Annotated in this window: 16 protein-coding genes; 6 read left to right on the top strand and 10 right to left on the bottom strand. The window is 44.0% G+C overall.

Translation table 11 applies throughout. The features are described from left to right. The first annotated feature begins 103 nt into the window (after positions 1–103). Together BM090_RS01985 and BM090_RS01980 are read left to right on the top strand one after the other, a co-directional pair. Positions 104–2,260 (top strand): tetratricopeptide repeat protein, encoded by a 2,157-nt coding sequence (locus BM090_RS01985; RefSeq protein ID WP_091506426.1) that lies wholly within the window; start codon positions 104–106, stop codon positions 2,258–2,260. Positions 2,261–2,343: 83 nt separating this feature from the next. Beyond that, positions 2,344–3,540: a pyridoxal phosphate-dependent aminotransferase gene (locus BM090_RS01980; RefSeq protein ID WP_091506423.1), complete on the top strand. Its 1,197-nt coding sequence runs from the start codon at positions 2,344–2,346 to the stop codon at positions 3,538–3,540. A gap of 48 nt (positions 3,541–3,588) precedes the next feature. Here BM090_RS01980 and BM090_RS01975 read toward each other — a convergent pair whose 3' ends face one another. The 7 genes from BM090_RS01975 to BM090_RS01945 form a co-directional block, all read right to left on the bottom strand. Then, the gene (locus BM090_RS01975) at positions 3,589–4,290 is read right to left on the bottom strand and encodes a DUF4386 domain-containing protein (protein ID WP_091506420.1); all 702 of its coding nucleotides are present in this window, start codon (positions 4,288–4,290) and stop codon (positions 3,589–3,591) included. Positions 4,291–4,338: 48 nt separating this feature from the next. Further along, positions 4,339–4,791: a hypothetical protein gene (locus BM090_RS01970; RefSeq protein ID WP_091507813.1), complete on the bottom strand. Its 453-nt coding sequence runs from the start codon at positions 4,789–4,791 to the stop codon at positions 4,339–4,341. Between the two features lie 87 nt (positions 4,792–4,878). Then, positions 4,879–5,445 (bottom strand): Crp/Fnr family transcriptional regulator, encoded by a 567-nt coding sequence (locus BM090_RS01965; protein WP_091506416.1) that lies wholly within the window; start codon positions 5,443–5,445, stop codon positions 4,879–4,881. A 357-nt stretch (positions 5,446–5,802) separates the two neighbouring features. Continuing rightward, positions 5,803–6,378 (bottom strand): phosphatase PAP2 family protein, encoded by a 576-nt coding sequence (locus BM090_RS01960; RefSeq protein ID WP_091506412.1) that lies wholly within the window; start codon positions 6,376–6,378, stop codon positions 5,803–5,805. Positions 6,379–6,413: 35 nt separating this feature from the next. Beyond that, positions 6,414–7,028 carry a c-type heme family protein gene (locus tag BM090_RS01955; RefSeq protein WP_091506409.1) on the bottom strand — a complete coding sequence of 205 codons (615 nt, stop codon included), beginning with the start codon at positions 7,026–7,028 and terminating at the stop codon, positions 6,414–6,416. A gap of 40 nt (positions 7,029–7,068) precedes the next feature. Next, positions 7,069–8,322, bottom strand: coding sequence for an NAD(P)/FAD-dependent oxidoreductase (locus tag BM090_RS01950; protein WP_091506406.1), 1,254 nt, complete (start codon positions 8,320–8,322; stop codon positions 7,069–7,071). A gap of 17 nt (positions 8,323–8,339) precedes the next feature. Then, complete coding sequence (locus BM090_RS01945; protein WP_091506403.1) at positions 8,340–9,494, bottom strand: mechanosensitive ion channel family protein; 1,155 nt, start codon at positions 9,492–9,494, stop codon at positions 8,340–8,342. 247 nt (positions 9,495–9,741) lie between these two features. On the opposite strand from BM090_RS01945, the gene BM090_RS01940 reads away from it, so the two are divergent. Further along, positions 9,742–11,511 carry an alpha-amylase family protein gene (locus BM090_RS01940; RefSeq protein ID WP_091506400.1) on the top strand — a complete coding sequence of 590 codons (1,770 nt, stop codon included), beginning with the start codon at positions 9,742–9,744 and terminating at the stop codon, positions 11,509–11,511. Positions 11,512–11,604: 93 nt separating this feature from the next. On the opposite strand, the gene BM090_RS01935 is transcribed toward BM090_RS01940, so the two are convergent. Then, positions 11,605–12,540: a hypothetical protein gene (locus BM090_RS01935; protein WP_091506398.1), complete on the bottom strand. Its 936-nt coding sequence runs from the start codon at positions 12,538–12,540 to the stop codon at positions 11,605–11,607. A gap of 18 nt (positions 12,541–12,558) precedes the next feature. Next, complete coding sequence (locus tag BM090_RS01930; protein WP_091506395.1) at positions 12,559–13,098, bottom strand: RNA polymerase sigma factor; 540 nt, start codon at positions 13,096–13,098, stop codon at positions 12,559–12,561. A 648-nt stretch (positions 13,099–13,746) separates the two neighbouring features. Here BM090_RS01930 and BM090_RS01920 point away from each other — a divergent pair. Together BM090_RS01920 and ade are read left to right on the top strand one after the other, a co-directional pair. Beyond that, entirely contained in the window at positions 13,747–14,769 is a 1,023-nt protein-coding gene (locus tag BM090_RS01920; RefSeq protein ID WP_143083837.1) for a tetratricopeptide repeat protein, read from the top strand. Between the two features lie 57 nt (positions 14,770–14,826). Further along, on the top strand, positions 14,827–16,470 hold the full coding sequence (ade, locus tag BM090_RS01915; protein WP_091506385.1) for an adenine deaminase: 1,644 nt from the start codon (positions 14,827–14,829) through the stop codon (positions 16,468–16,470). Positions 16,471–16,530: 60 nt separating this feature from the next. Here ade and BM090_RS01910 read toward each other — a convergent pair whose 3' ends face one another. Beyond that, the gene (locus tag BM090_RS01910) at positions 16,531–17,898 is read right to left on the bottom strand and encodes a methylmalonyl-CoA mutase family protein (protein ID WP_091506382.1); all 1,368 of its coding nucleotides are present in this window, start codon (positions 17,896–17,898) and stop codon (positions 16,531–16,533) included. Positions 17,899–18,084: 186 nt separating this feature from the next. Here BM090_RS01910 and BM090_RS01905 point away from each other — a divergent pair, with 186 nt between their 5' ends. Next, the gene (locus tag BM090_RS01905) at positions 18,085–18,987 is read left to right on the top strand and encodes a 1,4-dihydroxy-2-naphthoate polyprenyltransferase (protein ID WP_091506378.1); all 903 of its coding nucleotides are present in this window, start codon (positions 18,085–18,087) and stop codon (positions 18,985–18,987) included. Positions 18,988–19,049 lie beyond the last annotated feature (62 nt).

Genomic DNA, 19,049 nt, shown 5'->3' with positions numbered 1-19,049 from the left:
ATCGGTCATTTGTATATTTCAATGCCCAACAAATTGCTTTAGAGGTCAAAAATTCAGACCTTTTCTACTTACAATATTTTGATTTACAGCACTTTGCTAATTGATGAAGGTCTGCTACACACGTGTTATTGTTTTTTGGATAATGGTGATTTTCTGTTGCTACTATGGAGCTCATGCTCAATATGTGGCGGCGGTAGAATCGGCGCGTGCAGACAGCCCTACCCCCGTTCCCGTCAATTCGCAAATAGAAGCACTGCTGCAACAAGCCAAAAGTTCGCTTGACGAAGATCACGAACAAGCCGTTAAACTCTCGGAAAGAGCCTTAAAATTGGCTCGTGCCTCGCAAAATAATCACCTGATAGCCAAAGCCTCTTACAGTTGTGGAATGGCTTATATCAATCAAAATTTATACGTCAAATCAGAAAACTACTTAGTGCAGGCCTTAGAGTATTATGCCCGCACTTCACCACCAGATTCAGCAGCTATTGCATACACACTCAGGGAGTTAGGAAATCTAGAAAAAGGGAGAAGCAATTACACCCAATCGCTAAATTATTATTTTAGTGCCCTAAAAACCTTTCAGCAACTCGGCGACTCCTCTGAGGTAGGCTATACCTTCAATAGCATTGGAGCAGTTTATATTTCTTTGCAGAAATACGAGAAAAGTATTGAGTATCTCAAAAAATCGGAAGCGATGCGATTGCAGATTCATGACAGACGCGGCCTTGCCTCTACCTACAATAACTTAGGAATTTCCTATTCGGATGTAGGGAAAAATGATACAGCTTTGCATTTTTATCTGGAAACGCTCAAATATTGTCAAGAAATTAAATTTGAGAAAGGTATTACCTTGTCTTATAACAATATTGGGCATTTGTATTATACAGAAAAAGACTACAAAAAAGCGCACGAGTATTATGATTTGGCCTTGTATGAGGCACGTCGCCTTAACTTACGAAGTGGTCTTTCGGCTGTTTTAGTCAATTTGGCAGACATTTGTCGCGACGAGAAAAAATACAGCCAAGCCATCAAATACGGCAACGAAGCCTTACTTATTTCGCATGAAATAGCTGATAAAAAACGAATTTCGGAAGCTTACGAGTCGCTGGCTAAAATCTACCAAAACACGGGGCAATACAGCCAAGCCTTTGATTTTCAAAGAAAGTATAGCCTTTTGCGTGATACACTCTACAACGAAGCCGAAGCCCGTGAAACATCTAATATGGAGGCGCAATACCAAAGCCAACAGCAACGTAAGGAAATAGAACTGCTCATGCAGGAGCAAAAAATTACGGATTTGGAATTGCACAAACAAAAAAACATTCTATACGTCTATACGCTGGCTGGGACTTTGCTGGTAGTGGTGGTTTTTATGCTGTACCGCAGCGACCGCAACCGTAAGCAACGAAATCAGGAATTAGCCAAACAAAATGACGAAATTCGCAGCAAAAGCATTGAAATTATGTTGCAGTCCGATATTATCCGCACGGCACATAACAAAATCACGGACAGCATACGTTACGCCCAACGCATTCAGGAATCCATTTTGCCAATGCAGGAAAATATTATGGATGTTTTCCCTGATTCCTTTATTTTCTTTAGGCCACTGGATATGGTTAGCGGCGATTTTTTTTGGTTTAGCAAAGTAGGCAACGAATATATTTGGGTGGCTGCCGACTGCACGGGGCATGGCGTACCAGGCGCACTCATGACCATGATGGCCAACACGCTGTTAAATCAAATCGTAAACGGAAACAAATGCACAGAACCCGCACAAATTATTTGTGATTTGGAAAAAGGCATACGCGAAAACCTGCACCGACACGGAGCTGCCGACGACCAACAAAACCCAGATGGCATGGACTTGGCCGTTTGCCGCATTGATTTCCAAACCCAAACATTAACCTTTTCGGGAGCTAATCGCCCATTATATCACATTCGTAATCAAGGATTTACAGAAATAAAAGGCAGCAAATTTTCGGTTGGCGGCATGAAAGCACTCACGGATAAAATATTTGAAAACCATGTAATGCAGTGGCAAAATGGCGATTGTTTTTACATTGGTTCGGACGGCTACGCCGACCAGTTTGGCGGCAAATCTGAGCGGAAATTTATGGCCAAAAACCTCAAACAATTGCTTTTGCAAATTCATGCTATGCCCATGCCTGATCAAGGCAAAAAATTAGAGGAAGCCTTCTTTGCATGGAAAGGCAGTTTTACCCAAACCGATGATATTATGATTATTGGCTTTAGAATGTAGCCGCAACGAAAAGCGTTTTTTTGTTTTTCAGTTTGAAGGCTTTTTGTACTTTCGCAAAAAATTGCACTTATACTTTTCTTCCCATGACCCATTTCTTATCTGAGCGCATCAATGCAATGTCTGAATCTCAGACAATTGCGATGGCGAAAAAAGCACGTGAACTGGCCGCACAAGGCTTCGACGTAATCAATTTGAGTTTTGGAGAGCCTGATTTCCAAACGCCTGACTACATCAAGGCTGCCGCCAAAAAGGCAATCGACGACGGATTTTCGTTTTATACGCCCGTTCCTGGTTACTTGGACTTGCGCCAAGCCATTGCCGAAAAATTGCTTCGCGACAACGGCCTTTCGTACAAACCCGAAAACATTGTAGTTTCTACTGGTGCCAAGCAATCCATTGCCAATGCCGTGATGTGTTTGGTAAACCCATCGGACGAAGTGGTTATCATTGCGCCGTATTGGGTAAGTTATTTGGAAATTGTAAAACTCGCTGAAGGCGAACCTGTTATCGTTTCGGGAACACTCGAAAACGACTTCAAACCCACAGCCGCCCAAATCGAGGCAGCCATTACGCCCAAAACAAAATTGTTGATGTATTCTTCGCCAAGCAACCCAACGGGAGCTATGTTTTCGCGTGAAGAATTGGCTGCTATCGCCGACGTTTTGGAACGCCATCCGCACGTTTTGGTTATCGCCGACGAGATTTACGAGTACATCAATTTTGAAGGAAAACACGAAAGTTTGGCCAGTTTTGAGAAAATCAAAGACCGCGTCGTTACGGTAAACGGTTTTTCTAAAGGCTTTGCCATGACAGGCTGGCGCGTGGGCTACATCGCTGCGGCCAAGCCAATCGCCGACGCTTGCGACAAAATGCAAGGCCAATTCACGTCAGGCACTTGTTCTATCGCTCAAAAAGCTGCGTTAGGCGCACTAAAAGGCGACATGACGCCAACCAAAGAAATGACTGCCGCTTTCTTGCGCCGTCGTGATATGATGGTTGGTTTATTGTCTGAAATAGAGGGCTTTAAGATTAGTATCCCGAAAGGTGCATTTTATTTGTTCCCAGATATTAGCCATTATTTTGGCAAAAAGAACGGCGAACAAACCATCACTAACGCGGCGGATTTGTCAATGTATTTGCTCAACGAAGCACACGTTTCTTTGGTGACGGGTGAGGCATTCGGCGACGAAAACTGTATTCGTATTTCGTTTGCTGCCGCCGACGAAAAACTACGCGAAGCCGTTTCACGCATCAAAGCCGCTTTAGCCAAATTGCAATAACATATTGATTTTAAACCTTATAGGCTTAAAAAACCTATAAGGTTTTTTCTATTTTATTCTGAGTAACCAAACACCCAGCAGCAGCAACCACAGCAGCCACAAGGTACTACCCACTAATCCCGCCCAGCCAATTACCAAAAAACTTTCGATAACAGTGGCCACCAATTCAGTTTGAGCTAATAAATAAATCCCTGAGGCTACATAGCCAAAGTAAGCCAACCACATAGGTACAAGGCGCGACTGTTGCAGCGCAGAAGAAAGCATAATCGTCCAAGCAATTGTAAAAAGTTGGCCAACATATTCACCCAAAACCACCCCGCCATACTGATGCACCACCTGAAAAGCCACCACACAGGCTTTTTGAGTTATAACATCACCCTTCACATACATTTTGGCCAATAGAGGTACTACAAACACCCAGCGCAAAAGCCCCAGCATTTGCACGACCAACCCCACAATACCCAGCACCGTAGCCCAACGCATAAAGTAAAAGTCTTTTTCGAGACGCTGCCCCAACAAAATACAGGCCTCCAAAATGGGTAAACCAACCATAGCAAAAGCCCACCAAACCAATATTAAATTCGTATTACCTTGGTAAAATTTAGTCAGAATAATACCAGTTTCTTGTCTTAAAATAACTGGATATTCAAATATAATACTCAAAATTATATAAGGAATAAAAAGCAAAAAACTAGCACAAATTAATAAATAACCAATTGTTTTATTGGTATTAACAATTATTATTTTCATTATGATTAGTATTTATATGTTTGTCTTATGCCAATAAATGATTGTGTACTAAAAAAACAGAGAATAATTTAGACTTGGCGTTGGATTAATTTTGAGATTTTTATCTTTGGCATACAAACCAATTATACCCAAACGCGCTTGTAAGCCATTCCATATCATTAGCCTGAAACCCAAGTCCAAAGAAACAGCATTTTTATTTTTATAATCTCTATTCTGACCACGTAGATAGCTCATTTGTGCATAAAAAGACGACGGTTTTTCTCTTTTTCCTATGGGTAAAAACCAAAAAGAAAGCCCTGTTTTTACAAATTCCCAAGTAGTATTGGCTTTAAAATTAGTCAGATAATAGCCTGCATGTACCGATACTTTTTTGTAACGATATTCCAGACCAACAGACGGATTTCTAAAGAAATTAAAACTGATTTCCTGCTCAGAAAGCGTACTCTGTGCAAAAGATATTTTTGTACAAAAAAGAAATCCAATAAAAATTATTTTTTTCATAAAAGTCATATTCTTTTGATTGATTAACAATACAAAAGTCAGACTTACTTTGATGAAAATATTAGACAAATGTCCAAAAGTGTAGTATCAGCGAATATTTTTGCGGATACGGCTCAAATGGCGCGGCGTAACACCCAACATCGAAGCCAAATATTGCAGCGGAATTTGTTGCAGTAAATGCGGCTCTTGTTCAAGTATTTTCGCGTAGCGTTGCTCGGCTGTCAGCAACAGAAAATCAAGTCTACTTTTTTCTATACAACAAATTTGCCATTCGAGCAGATGCGTATAAAAAGCATTAAATCCCTGAATTTCAAAACGTAATTTTTCCAAATTGGTTTTGGTAATCACCCAAACCGTCGCGTCCGTTACAGCTCTGATATTTTCGGCGGCAGGCGAAGCACTCAGCAAAGCCAACAATGATGCCATGAACGTATGCGAAAGAGCCATATACGTTGTTTTTTCTTGGCCATCGGGCAGTAGTACAAAGTATTGCAACAAGCCTGTTTCCACAAAACCCAAGTAGTCCGCCTTTTGATTTTCTTTCACAAAAAATTCACCTTTACGAATTGTTCGCAACTCGAAGCAAGCACAAATTTGTGACACATCGGCGGTGGTCAATCCTTCATTTAGTAAATATGTGGTCAAAAAAATCATATTAGGAGTGAATGATGTTGTTTGCTATCAGCAATTAAACAGTTATTTAAGCTCGCTCACAAAACTACGACTCAAAAGGCAATAAAAAAGCCAGATGTAACTTTGCATCTGGCCTTTCTTACAACAATAAACCACTATGAAACAAATAATGAAAACTACTATGCAAACTTTCTTATTTATAAAAAAAGAAAACAAAGTCTTAGGCTGTGTACTGGTTAGTTCTAATGCTAACGTTTGCACGGCACAAATATCATACTTATTTCAATATTGTCAAATATTTTTTAAAAAAATCTGCAAACGTTTGCGATGTTTTTTACAAATAAATTGATAATCAATCATTTGATTAGTTAAAATTTTTTAAACAGAAATGGCATATCGTTGTTTGAGTTGCTCATAAACCCAATAAGCAGCCCAACCGCAAGCCAAACCTACACACGCACCCGCCACCACATCGGCAGGGTAATGCTTGCCTACATAAATGCGGCTATACGAAACCAAAGCCGCCCACGCAAACAACCAACGCACCGAAGGCCATTTTTTGTGCCACAAAAGCCAAAAAAACATAGCCGCCCCAAACGTGTTGGCCGCGTGCGACGAGACAAAACCAAACTGCCCTGCGCAACCTTCCAACAAATGTATAATTCCTTCAAATTCGGGGTTATGACACGGACGCAGACGCGCAAAAAACGGCTTGAGTAAACCCGAAGAAACGCGGTCGGCCAATAGTAGCGTAAGCCCAATGCCTGCCAATTGCCACGCAAATACAGATTTACTAAGCGCGTTTTTCCAAAGCCAATAAATCAGCCATGCGTACAAACCCAGCCAAGCCAAACGATGACTAAAAAGCTGCATCGGCGCGTCCAGCCACGCGGTATGTGCCCCGTTGAGCAACAAAAAAAGTTGGTGGTCAAATTCTATTAATTTCTCAATCATTATAGGTTTCTTCTTTTAATCTTTAGTAACGCTACTTATTCGACAGAAAGCACGACCGAAGGTTTATGCAGCTTAATGCTCCAAATACCAATGGTTTGGCCTGCTGCGTAGCCCGTGAGCGTATCTTTTGGGAATTTTTGTTGCAATGCTGTTACGTCTTTTCCCGCTTGGCCATGACAACGCAAACAACTGTTTGTCAAGATAATAGGTGCGTTATACAAAATCGTAGTATCGCCGATGGCCTGCAAATTACTGCTCATGCTGATATGGTTGCGGTCGTTGTAGCGATACGCGTCCAAAAGTTGCTGTTCGGTGGCATCTGTGGCGCGAGTAAGCGTATGCGCACGCAATGCAAAGCGTTTTATTTCCGTAAATTTAAAACTCGGCAACAGCGTATCGGTAATGTTTTTATTCAAAGACACACACGAGCCGAGTGTATCCGCCATGTTTTTGTCGAGTAAATCACTGGCTTGCTTGGCTACGCGGTCGCCGAGCATTTGCGCCTGTTCCAAAATTTGCGCCTGCGTAACACGCCTAATTTTGCGGGATTTCATTTCTTTAGCCACCGAACGCATATTATCGTTTTCGCCACTTGGAGGGCTACAAGCCACAACGCTTGCGAGCAAAGCCATGTACAAAAGTGTTTTCATCCTTTTTATTAAATACTGGAAATGAATGTATTAATATTTTTTATTGATTCAAAAATCGAAGTTTAATTTCTTGTTCAAAGGCTGTGTTATGCCATTGGTGCATAGATTTTTTCATCCAACGGTTTGGTATATTTAACGCAAAAAGCGTGTTCAGCGTCGGGAAATACCAGCGTTTATGGTCGAAGCGTAAAGCCATGTTATAGGCTTTTACTTCGTCTTGGAGGCGCAAGCTCATGTCTTGTTCGTAGCCCGCAAGCGTTTGAGCCGTAAAATTGTTGCGTTGTATGGCTTTTTGGGCATAGTGCGCCGCGATGTAGCCCGACAACATCGCCGTTCCGATGCCTTCGCCGTTCAGGGGATTGACCAACGAAGCCGCATCGCCCAACAACATATAATTGTCTCCGACACAATTGCGGCGGCGCGAAGCCAACGGAATACCCCAGCCTTTCACGGGTTCGAGGGCTTGCGCTTGCTCAAAACGTGGGCTAATGTCAGGCGTATGATACAGCAATTTATCCAACACCGCCCGAAGATTTACATCACGCTCGGCGGCAATGCGGCTCTGAATGCCCAGCCCCACATTAGCGCAGCCATTGGGCAACGGGAAAATCCAGAAATAACCCATTGGCAATTCTTTCCGAAAATGAAATTCGATGAGATTTTGCGGATGCAGGCCAGCCACATTTTTGTAATAAACACGCACCGACGAGGCATAATGTACGCGGTCTATCTTGCGTTGTTGTAAGTGCCTGAGTATGGTGGAATGGTCGCCATCGGCTGCCATAAGCAACTGGCAAGCAACAGTTTGCAACTGATTTTGATACAAAATATCCGCTTCCCAGCCCTGCGGCGTGCGGCGTAATGCTTCCAATGATGCGTCCGTGCGCAAGTCGGCATACGGCGAGGCAATTTTATTCACCAAAAAATTATCAAAATCCTGCCGCTTGGCTGTTACGAATGGCGGATAAGCTTTAGTGTCGGCGGGAGGTGTGTAAATATTGTCGGTGGCGCGGCCATTGGGCGCAACCATTCGCACACCCCACGCAGGCAAAAAAATATCGGGCGTATTGAGCAGTTCTTCTGTCCATTCGGGGCGGTTCAGGTGCTTAAAAATACGCGGAATTTTGAGGTCGAGACCATCACCGCAGATTTTGTCTCGTGGGAACGTTGCTTTGTCAATAATCAAATGCTCCATGCCCAAATGCGACAAAGTAAGCGAAGCCGTTGCGCCAGCAGGCCCAGCCCCCACAATCAAAATCGGCGTAAATGACGGTAACGTATTTTTTTGGCTCATACCCAAAACTAAATATTTTAATGCAAATTCATCGGATTATCTTCGTGCGAGTTGTTTTGCGGATCTTCTTCGGGCTGTTCGTCCGCCGTTTTTACTTGTTGCACAAAAGATTCTACACGGCGGCGCGGCAAGGCATTCGGGTAATTTTCGCGAATATAAGTAATGAGTTTTTCGCGAATAAACGTGCGCAATTCAAACAAATAATCGGCATTAGACGAACTCATCAAGGCACGAATTTGGATGGTTTCAGAAGTGGCATCAGTAACCACCAACGTCCCGACGCGACCGTCCCAAAGCGAACTTTCGCGCAAAAATCGCGTAAATGCCTCGCGTAAGTCGCTGATAGGAATGGTATAATCGGCATAAATCATTACCGTTCCCATGATGTTGGTAGAAGAACGCGTCCAGTTTTGGAACGGTTTTTCGATAAAATAATTGATAGGCACAATCAGACGGCGTTCGTCCCAAAGACGTATGGACACGTAAGTTAGCGTAATTTCTTCCACATTCCCCCATTCGCCTTCTACCACGACTACATCTTCTATACGAATCGGTTGGGCAATAGCGATTTGGATACCAGCAAACATCATTCCGATACTGCGCTGCGCGGCCAAACCCATAATCACACCTATCACACCCGCCGAAGCCAATAAACTCACGCCAACTTGTCGTATTTTCTCGAAGGTCATTAGCCCAACGCCAACCGCCAAAATAATAATGGCAATAATCAAAATGCGTTCGATAATTCGGAATTGCGTATAAACCTTGCGGGCTTTGAGATTGTCTGTCAGGTCGTTGTCGTAGCGCATGAGCATCACAAACTTAGTGCCCGTGATAAGGCGAATGAGCCAATGCGCTATCACCGTAATCAAAATCAGTTCTATGCCATGATTGATTATTTTTTCAAAGCGTGGCGGCAACTCCAGCAAAGGCAAGGCCGTCATGATGCCAATAACCACCGCCACCGAACGGCTCGGACGATACGCGTATTTGATAAGTAAAGGATACAAGGCTTTATTTTCGCGCAAAATCCATGCACGCAACAGCCTGAACAGCATATAAAAGAACACATAAACCAGTACGACACTGGCCGCCACAATAGCCGTACTTCCCCAAATTCCCCATTGGCTGCGCAGTTGTCGGAACGCGTCTAAAAGTTCTGTATTTTCCATTTTTGAGCAGATTTAGTTTGTACAAATTGAAAGATTAAACCTTGCAAAGGTATCAAAACTTCGGAAAATGAGGCAGATTTGTGCCATATCCGCCACCAGAAACACAAGCAAGGTTTCTTTTTTTTGAAAAAATAACAATAATCTGTTAGCGATTCGTTTGGATAGAAAAGTCATTGTTTTTGTATTTTTTGAAACAAAATAGTACATTTACTTTTCTCTACAACAATTCATCTATTCTACTAAAACTATGCCATTTTCCCAACTCATAGAACACATTTCAGACAACAAACTTGTTGTATATCAACTACTTGTTAGACTTTTTGGTAACGCTAACACCCGCAATCAGTGGTACGGCAGCATAGCAGAAAATGGTTGTGGCAAGTTTGCAGACATCACGGAAACGGCTTTGCAATACCTTAAAGAAATGAACGTCTCGCACGTGTGGTACACGGGCGTAATCGAACACGCAACCCTTACGGATTATTCGGCTCATGGCATTGCCAAAAATAGTCCGCAAATCGTGAAAGGTCGTGCGGGTTCGCCTTATGCCATCATCGATTATTATGATGTTGCGCCAGATTTGGCCGTATCCGTCCCTGACCGAATGCAGGAGTTCGAGCAGTTGGTGGCACGCACACACGCGGCAGACCTGAAAGTGATTATTGATTTTGTACCTAACCACGTAGCCCGCCAATACTATTCGGACAGCAAGCCCGAAGGCATACAAGATTTGGGACAAAATGATGACAAAAACCTCAATTTTTCAGCCCGAAACAATTTTTATTATTTAGGAAAAAGTGAATTTTTAGTTCCTAAAGGCCAGTATTTACCACCCGATTTGCAGGTCAAAAAACCGTACAAAGAGCAGCCAGCACGCGCCACAGGTAACGATTGTTTTTCGCCTACTCCGAGCATAGAAGACTGGTATGAAACCATAAAACTTAACTACGGTGTTGATTATCAAAACGATAAAGAACAACACTTTGAGCCCATGCCTGATACTTGGCTGAAAATGCGCGACATCGTGCTATTTTGGTGCGGAAAGGGTGTGGACGGTTTTCGGTGCGATATGGCCGAAATGGTGCCCGTTGCTTTTTGGCAATGGCTTATCAGCGAAATTAAAGCACCGTATCCGAACACTATTTTTATTGCAGAAGTATATAACCCCTCGTTGTATTACGACTATGTGCAGCACGGCGGCTTTGATTATTTGTACGATAAAGTGGGGCTTTACGACATGGTGCGCGTGCTTACTTGCGGCTATGGCAATGCCAACGACCTGACGGAATGCTGGGCAAAATTTAAAGACTACAACAACAAACTATTGCGGTTCATGGAAAACCACGATGAACACCGCATCGCTTCGCAGCAGTTTGCCGCCGACCCTTTCCGCGCACAAGCAGGCATGGTACTGACCGCCACCCTCAGTACAAGCCCCGTAATGATTTACAATGGCCAAGAAGTGGGCGAACCCGCGCAAGGCGACAGCGGCTTTAGTGGCGACGATGGCCGCACTACAATTTTCGATTATTTCTCCATGCCCGAATGGACAAAGCTACTCAACAACGGGCTTTTTGATGGCGCAGACTTGAGCATCCGACAAAAACAATTACATACTTTTTATCAAAAACTTTTGGGTGTAACGGCTCACAGTCCCGCTATTCGAAGTGGCGCAACTATCTCGCTACAAGAGTTTAACAAAGGTGTAAGTTTTGACTACAACGACACGCGACTGTATAGTTACATTCGCTATACGCAAACCGAACGCCTGCTTATTTTGGCAAACTTTGAACAAAAACTATTAATGAAACCAGTGGTCAAAGTACCGATAGAGATTTGGCAACAAATGGGTATTAGTGCCAGTTCGCGCGTGCGGCTAACGGCTCTGCTCGACAATCACCCCGAAGTGGAAGTAAAAATTTGGCATACCATAGACCCCAGCGAAAAAACGGCAGGGATTCCGTTGGTAGCCGAGCCTTACACGGGCTATATTTTCAGAATCGAAGTATTAGGCTAATGTTTTGATTTCACCCAAAAAGTAAAACGGGCTTGCTTCCTTTATGTTTGGAGAGCAAACCCGTTTTTATTTATAGAAAATGCTAATCAATTATTATTCAGCACGTTTTTTCCGCAAAACATTCAGATTATTAATTAAATCTGCGTCTTTCACTGCGTGCAGTGGCGTAGTGTTTTGGCTTTCTTCTAACGCGTAGAAGCTATTTCCGAAGTAAATATACATTTTACGGCCACTAGGAGAATTAAGCTCCAAAAGTTCATAAGGTGTACTGTTAAAATCGCCGTACAAATAAAGCTTATTATTAAAGTATTGATAGCTCAAATCTTTAGACTTTTCTACAATCACTTCTGGGCGAGGCGAAGCCTTCACGCTTTCATTGGCAATATTTCCAGTTGGCGTATTTGCTCCGTTATCTGTTTTCTCAAAGCCATTGTCTGAGTCGTTGCCGTCTATGACAGGTGCAGCAACTTGCCCAGCTTTCGCGCTCAAACTTGTTGTCGTTTTAGCTTTATCAGCATTTTTTGAAGGGATTGCTTGTTTGTTTACACTCTGAGCAACAGGTGTTTGTGGATTGCTGTGCTGTACTTGGTCGGCATCTGTTACGGCTGTTTCTTGCGAAATAACAGGCGCAACGGCTGCCGTAGGTTTTTCTACAACAATGGTAGTGGCTGGTTGTTGGTTAGCCACGCCCGAAGTTTCAGGCTCGTTGTTAGACCAATAGTAAGCAGCAAAAATCGCACCGCCCAAAAGAGCAGCACCGCCCAGCCATTTAGCCCAATACGCAAGCGCACCAGTAGCGGCAATGTCGGCGGCTTCCAATGGCGGAAGTTCCACATTGCTCAGGCGAGCTTTGAGCATGGCGCGGCGTTCGCGTTTTAGTCCCTCAATAATGTCTTGTTGCAACGACACTTCCTCGCGCAAAGACGAGTCGGTAGTCATGTTTTGTTCAAAAGCCTTTCGTTCGGTCGTAGAGAGCGCGTCGTTTAGGTAGGCTTCTATTTTCTCATTTAGCATTTCGGAATTTTGCATAATATCCGTTTAAGTTTTTTAGTCTAAGAAATCGCTGGCTTTATAAAGCGATTTGATTTTCTTGTCGAGTTCTTGCTTGCACTTATACTTTTTGGTTTTGGCCGTATCGGCATTGGCAAAGCCCATTTTTTCGGCAATATCGCTCATAGACAACTTGTCGAAATAGTAATGTGTCAGCAATCGCTTGCAGGTATCGCCCAGCATTGCAATACATTGATTTACAATAGCTATTCGTTCTTGCAGGTCAGGGTCTGTGTCATCTATATTGTCGGTCTGTTCGGCCGACAACTTAGACTTTCTATCTAATTCTTTTCGCCACAAATTTTGGCAGATGCTGTACAGAAACGTGCTTATTTTTGAGGTAAGCACCAGCTTATCCGAAATTACTTTTTCCCAAAACACAATTAAGGCATCTTGAAAAATGTCTTTCGCTTCATCTTCTGTCCCAGAATTGCGAAGAATCATTTTAGCCATCATCTTGTAATGTTTCCGATACAAGTAGTCTAAAGCTGACTCATCTCCGCGTTTTATTCGTTGCAGTATTTCCCCGTCTTCCATTTATTTCTGAGGGGTTTACCCTCCTTTATACAACAAATTTTAAGAATGTAACCACTTTTTTATACAATCATTTACTTTTTTCTATGGAGAAACTTACATTACCCCTCAAAGTGCTGACTGTAAGCATTTTTAACAAAATTACAATTTTCGCCCCAAACACAATGGCTATTTGCATTTTTTATTTTTCTATTCAATTAAAAAGGCAATTGACTATTTATAAATATTTGACTTTCTACATGAACCGTGGCATTAGAATTATTCAATAATATATCACAACCACCAAGCCTTATAAGTATGTACCTTTCAGGCATCTATACGCCTGATTACAAGCCATCTATATTTATTTTTTGCCTACCAATCTCCAAATAAAGCATAATTTTTGATAATTTGCTTGCGAGGTTGTGTAATATTTTAATAAGAAATCAACCAGTAGTACGAAAGGGCGTTTGCCATAATATCATTTTGCGAATGTTAAAATAGCTTTGTAAACAATTTAGCCAAAAACTTGCGCAAAGACTCCAAATCTCAACAGAAAAAAATAGACTCGGTAGTTACTAAAAATATTTTCTATAATTGCCTGTATAGAATTACCTTTGTTTTCTTTTAAACAATAAGTAAAAGGATTTTATTGTAGTAAATTCGTATCAAATGTTATTGTATTTATATTCTATCATATTCATGTCGTGGTTTGGTGGTGGCGGTATTTCGCACATCGCGCAGGCCAACGAACTTATCAAAAAAGCGGAATACTCTTATAAACATGGCGATTTTGCGGCAGCAACCAAGCATTATAGCATTTTGGTGGACACGCTTCATAGCGGCGGCGAACGCGCCGTACTCAATTTGGCTCATTGTTACTATCAGTCTTCCGACACGGCGCACGCCTCAGACTATTATCATCACTTGTTAGGTGCGTCTGATTTGGCCATTCGCTCGGTAGCCAATCAACAATTAGGCCTCATGGCTGCCCAACGGCAAGACATCGAAACGGCAGCAACTTATCTCAAAGCCGCACTCAAAGCCGACCCGACTAATAACTTTGCAAGGCATAACTACATCAAAATCAAGAAATTGCAAAATCAAAACGCACAGCAGCAGCCACAAAATAAAGATAAAGACCAAAAACAAGAAGACAAGCAGAAAGACAATAAAGGTAAAGGCCAAAACCAACAAGACAACGGCCAGAACCAGCAGCAAAACCAACAAGATAATAAAGCCCAACAAGGAAAAGAGAAGTCGCAAGGCCAGCAGCAAGACGGAAAAGGTCAGAATCAGCAGCAGCAAACAGACAAACAAAACGGCAAAAATCAGCCACAAGACCAAGCCCAAAATAAAGACGGCAAGGGCGGCAAAGACAAACAAGGCCAAAATAAAACCGATAAGGCCGATGCCAAAGGTGCGACAGGCAGCCCGAAAGATGGCAAGGCCAGCAAAGATGCTACTGCACAGCCCAAAGCCAATGCCCAAAAGTTAGCAGACGGCAATCCGCAAAATGGCGACGGCAACGATGTGGCCGCCGACCCCGAACAACTCAAAAAAATGAAAATTTCGGCAGAAAAAGCCAACATGATTTTGGAAAGTATGCGCAGTAGTGAAGTGCAGTATCTGCAACAACGCAAGCATAAAACAGAATCGAGCAACCGCCGTAACAAAGACAAACCTGACTGGTAAGCCGTTGGGTTTTGCACACAGTAATTTTCCAAAATTTCACTTTTTCAAACAAAAATAATGGCATCTTTCTTCGTTGAGGGCAACCTCATAGACCTACATACACAAAGCATCTATCCTGCCCGCGTGAGCGTTACGGACGGACGTATTTCTAAGATAGAAAAAACTGATAATCAATACAATAATTATATTTGTTGTGGCTTCGTGGACTCGCACGTACACATCGAAAGTTCGATGCTTACGCCTGCCAACTTCGCGCAATTGGCGGTTTTGCATGGCTCTGTTGCCACCGTTTCCGACCCGCACGAAATTGCCAACGTGTTGGGGCTGAAAGGCGTTGAGTTTATGATAGAAAACGGCAAAACGGTGCCGTTTAAGTTTTGTTTTGGTGCGCCTTCTTGCGTTCCTGCCACTTCCTTCGAGACGGCTGGCGCAACACTTACCGCCGCAGACATTGAAATTTTATTCCAACAAAAAAGCGTGTATTACTTGGCCGAAATGATGAATTTCCCTGGGGTTTTGTATGGCGATGCCATCGTACACGAGAAAATCGAGTTGGCCAAACGCTACGGCTACCCCATCGACGGACACGCACCTGGGTTGCGCGGCGAGCAGGCACGCCAATACATTGCGGCGGGCATTAGCACCGACCACGAGTGTTTTACTTACGACGAAGCCGCCGAAAAGTTGAGCTACGGCATGAAAATTTTGATTCGGGAAGGAAGTGCCGCCAAAAATTTTGAGGCACTCGCGCCGCTGCTACACGAGCACAGCGAAAATATGATGTTTTGTTCTGATGACAAACACCCCGACAACCTCATCGAAGGGCATATTAACCAATTGGTTGTAAGGGCTTTGAATAAAAAAGTAGAACTTTTTAAAGTCTTGCGTGCGGCCTGCCTGAATCCTGTTGAGCATTATAATTTGCCTGTCGGGTTGCTGCGCGAAGGCGATGCTGCCGACTTTATCGTGGTGGATTCGCTGGAAACTTTTGGGGTGTTGGCCACTTACATTGATGGCCAAAAAGTAGCCGAAAATGGCCAGTCGTTTATTGCCAGCAGCCGCGCCGAACACCTTAATCATTTCAACACGTCCCCGAAACAGTCTTCGGAGTTTGCAATCAAAGCTGCTGCGGAAACCGTGAAAGTGAATGTAATACAAGTGCTTGATGGGCAATTGATTACAAATCATTTGGAACGAGAAATGCAAAGCCAAAACGGTTTTTTGCAGGCTGACACTACGCGCGACATACTCAAAGTGGCGGTTGTCAATCGCTATAACAATGCGCCTATTGCCGTTGGGTTTATTCATGGTTTTGGGATAAAAGAAGGTGCGATTGCCTCGTCGGTGGCGCACGACTCGCACAATATTATTGTGGTAGGAACTTCAGACGAATATTTGAGCCGAGCCACCAACCTACTCATTGAGGCCAAAGGCGGCATTTCGGCGGTGAGTGCTTCGGAAGAAAATGTGTTGCCGTTGCCGATTGCGGGCATCATGACCGACACAGACGGCACGACCGTAGGCCACCAATACGCCGCACTCGACGCGCAAGCCAAACGCATGGGCAGCCCTTTGCACGCGCCTTACATGAGCCTTTCGTTTATGGCATTGCTCGTAATTCCAGCCCTCAAAATGAGCGATTTAGGTCTTTTCGATGGCCAAAAATTTGCGTTTAAACCATTGCAAGAAGTTTATAAGTAAGATCGGGGGCGTTTGGCTTTAGCCAAACGCCCCCGATCTTACTTATTTTTTCAGTATTTTTTAGCTTTGAGCCGCTTCGTACAAAGGCACTGGCGTAAGCAAACGCACGCCTGAAGCAGTAGTTTGGGCGGCTGCTTCGTGGGCTTCTGGTGCGGCCTCTTTCGGGTTCAAATATTTATTAACCCCAACTAAAACCCATTTTTTCTCTTTCCAAAGAGCCACGTGTTTGGCGTGATTTTCAGCTACGGATTCTTGCACAAAACCCGTTTCAAAAGCTGCCAACAAACCGCCTTTGGCTTCAATGGCTTGGAAAAATTCCCAACCTGCTTTGGCTACTTCGTCCGTGAGATTTTCGATGTAATAGCTACCTGATGAGGCATCTGTTACACGGTCCAAGTAGCTTTCTTCGCGCAAAAGTGTAGAAATATTGCGTGCGATGCGGCTCGTAAACGGCGAATAGTCGCTGGTGTGCGGCGCAATGCTCAGGCTATCAGCTCCGCCAATCGTAGCCGACATGGCTTCGGTGGTGTGGCGCAACATATTCGTGTCGGGGTCGGTAGTGGCAAGCGTGTAGCTGGCCGTGGTGGCGTGAATGGCCGATGGCGCGGCGGCTTCGTTACCGAAAGCGGCATTTACTTTGCTCAAAAGCAACCGCAAAGCACGTAACTTGGCAATTTCCATGAAATAATGCGTTCCTACGCCTACTTCCAATTCCGTTTTGGCCGACAAAGTTTTGATGTCCAAGCCTTTATCCGAAAGTTTATTCCAATACTCTACTACTGCGGCCAACGTCAGGCCAACTTGCTGAGGCACAGACGCGCCCGCAGCCTGAAAATAACTGCTGCTTACTTGCAAACCCGACCAATGTGCCGAATCTTTCATCAGCGTGAAAGCGGCGGCCAGTTGCTCGAAGCAAGCGGCAAGCGGCGTGCCTTTGGTCAAATATTCTTTGATGGGGTCGAAAGCAAAACCACCTTTCAGGGGTGTAAGCGTAGCATTATTTTTTTCTAAGAAAGATAACAATGCGCCAAAATCTTCCGACAAAGCCACCGTTACGGGCGTTTCTTTTAGATTAATTTTCTTAAAAAGTGTCTGATAATCTGCATTTTTGCCCGACAAAACAAACGTAATTTCTTGTGCTCCTTTTTCGATGGCGGCCAATGCTTCCGTGTTGGCTTGCGCCTGATTGTCGGCCAAAATACATTCGCGGAACTGCCAGCCTTTCGAGGATTTGGGAACGAAAACGCCACCTTGCGGACGGTCTTCGGGCGTAGCGAACGAAGGCACGACCAAGCCGTCGGGGCTGTTCCAAACCAAACCTTGTACGGCTTCTGGATTTTTGAGGTCTTTGGCTACTTGCGCTTCCCATTGCGCTTTACTTTGGGCGGAAAATTCCGAAAAAAGGGATGTGGGTGTTGAGGTTGTCATAAATTTCAGGTGTAAGGGGTGTTGAATTGAATTGTTCAGGGCGAAGGTAACACACAAGCCCCCAAAACGAAAACGTTTTCAGGGAAATAAATATATTTTTTGTATTGAATCTGTACCAAAAATATGATTTTCGCATTTGAACGAAATATTTAGCACCTTTGCCTCAAAAACAAATTCAGCTTTTTTATGAGTACACCCGCTTCGGCATGGATTTCGGCGGCTCGTCCGCGTACCTTACCTTTGGCTTTGGCCAGTATCCTGATGGGGAGTTTTTTGGCTGCGCGTGAGCAGCTTTTCAATGGTTGGGTGTTGGCGTTGGCCTGCCTGACTACCATTTTTTTGCAAATCCTTTCCAATTTGGCCAACGACTACGGCGACTCGGTGCACGGTGCGGACAGCATCGAGCGCGAAGGGCCTAAACGTGCCGTGCAAGCTGGCTCGATTACGCCGCAAGCCATGAAACGCGCGATTTATGTGTTTTCGGGACTTTCGGTAGTGTCTGGTGTGGCTTTGTTATGGGTGAGTTTGGGAGCTTCTTGGCAAATATTCTTGACGTTTTTCGGGCTTGGCATCGTATGTATTATTGCGGCCATCACTTACACGAACGGCAGCCGTCCGTATGGTTACGCGGGCTTGGGCGATATTTCCGTGATGCTATTTTTTGGGCTAACGGGCGTGTTGGGAACATATTATTTGCACACGCACACACTCGAACCGCCTGTGTTTTTGCCTGCGGCGGCTTGTGGCTTCTTTGCGACGGCAGTGCTGAATGTCAATAATATCCGCGACATGAAATCTGACGTACAGGCTGGCAAAATGTCGATTCCGGTGCGCTTGGGCGCGGCCAAAGCCCGCGTTTATCACTGGTTTTTGTTGGTGGCTGGCTTGGCTTGCGCGGTGGCTTATGTGTTGTTGCGCCCTGCGTCGGTGTATCAATGGCTTTTCTTGTTGGCAGTGCCTTTGGTGCTTGTGAATGGCCTGAATGTACAACGCAAAACCCAACCAGCAGAGCTTGACCCGTATCTTAAACAAATGGCTTTGACGACATTGTTATTTGTTATTACGTTTGGAATTGGCCAACTGCTTTAATCGAAATCCAGAAATTATTTCTTAATAAAAAAGCCTGTTTGCAATGTGTGCAGACAGGCTTT

Source organism: Flexibacter flexilis DSM 6793 (assembly GCF_900112255.1).
GTDB classification, from domain to species: domain Bacteria; phylum Bacteroidota; class Bacteroidia; order Cytophagales; family Flexibacteraceae; genus Flexibacter; species Flexibacter flexilis.
This window is presented reverse-complemented; position numbering and strand designations above follow the sequence as displayed.

What these genes read in the sequence shown, in the direction of transcription:
- BM090_RS01985 (WP_091506426.1), top strand. Translation starts at nt 104, where the DNA reads ATGAAGGTCTGCTACACACGTGTTATTGTTTTTTGGATAATGGTGATT.
- BM090_RS01980 (WP_091506423.1), top strand. Translation starts at nt 2,344, where the DNA reads ATGACCCATTTCTTATCTGAGCGCATCAATGCAATGTCTGAATCTCAG.
- BM090_RS01975 (WP_091506420.1), bottom strand. Translation starts at nt 4,290, where the DNA reads ATGAAAATAATAATTGTTAATACCAATAAAACAATTGGTTATTTATTA.
- BM090_RS01970 (WP_091507813.1), bottom strand. Translation starts at nt 4,791, where the DNA reads ATGAAAAAAATAATTTTTATTGGATTTCTTTTTTGTACAAAAATATCT.
- BM090_RS01965 (WP_091506416.1), bottom strand. Translation starts at nt 5,445, where the DNA reads ATGATTTTTTTGACCACATATTTACTAAATGAAGGATTGACCACCGCC.
- BM090_RS01960 (WP_091506412.1), bottom strand. Translation starts at nt 6,378, where the DNA reads ATGATTGAGAAATTAATAGAATTTGACCACCAACTTTTTTTGTTGCTC.
- BM090_RS01955 (WP_091506409.1), bottom strand. Translation starts at nt 7,028, where the DNA reads ATGAAAACACTTTTGTACATGGCTTTGCTCGCAAGCGTTGTGGCTTGT.
- BM090_RS01950 (WP_091506406.1), bottom strand. Translation starts at nt 8,322, where the DNA reads ATGAGCCAAAAAAATACGTTACCGTCATTTACGCCGATTTTGATTGTG.
- BM090_RS01945 (WP_091506403.1), bottom strand. Translation starts at nt 9,494, where the DNA reads ATGGAAAATACAGAACTTTTAGACGCGTTCCGACAACTGCGCAGCCAA.
- BM090_RS01940 (WP_091506400.1), top strand. Translation starts at nt 9,742, where the DNA reads ATGCCATTTTCCCAACTCATAGAACACATTTCAGACAACAAACTTGTT.
- BM090_RS01935 (WP_091506398.1), bottom strand. Translation starts at nt 12,540, where the DNA reads ATGCAAAATTCCGAAATGCTAAATGAGAAAATAGAAGCCTACCTAAAC.
- BM090_RS01930 (WP_091506395.1), bottom strand. Translation starts at nt 13,098, where the DNA reads ATGGAAGACGGGGAAATACTGCAACGAATAAAACGCGGAGATGAGTCA.
- BM090_RS01920 (WP_143083837.1), top strand. Translation starts at nt 13,747, where the DNA reads ATGTTATTGTATTTATATTCTATCATATTCATGTCGTGGTTTGGTGGT.
- ade (WP_091506385.1), top strand. Translation starts at nt 14,827, where the DNA reads ATGGCATCTTTCTTCGTTGAGGGCAACCTCATAGACCTACATACACAA.
- BM090_RS01910 (WP_091506382.1), bottom strand. Translation starts at nt 17,898, where the DNA reads ATGACAACCTCAACACCCACATCCCTTTTTTCGGAATTTTCCGCCCAA.
- BM090_RS01905 (WP_091506378.1), top strand. Translation starts at nt 18,085, where the DNA reads ATGAGTACACCCGCTTCGGCATGGATTTCGGCGGCTCGTCCGCGTACC.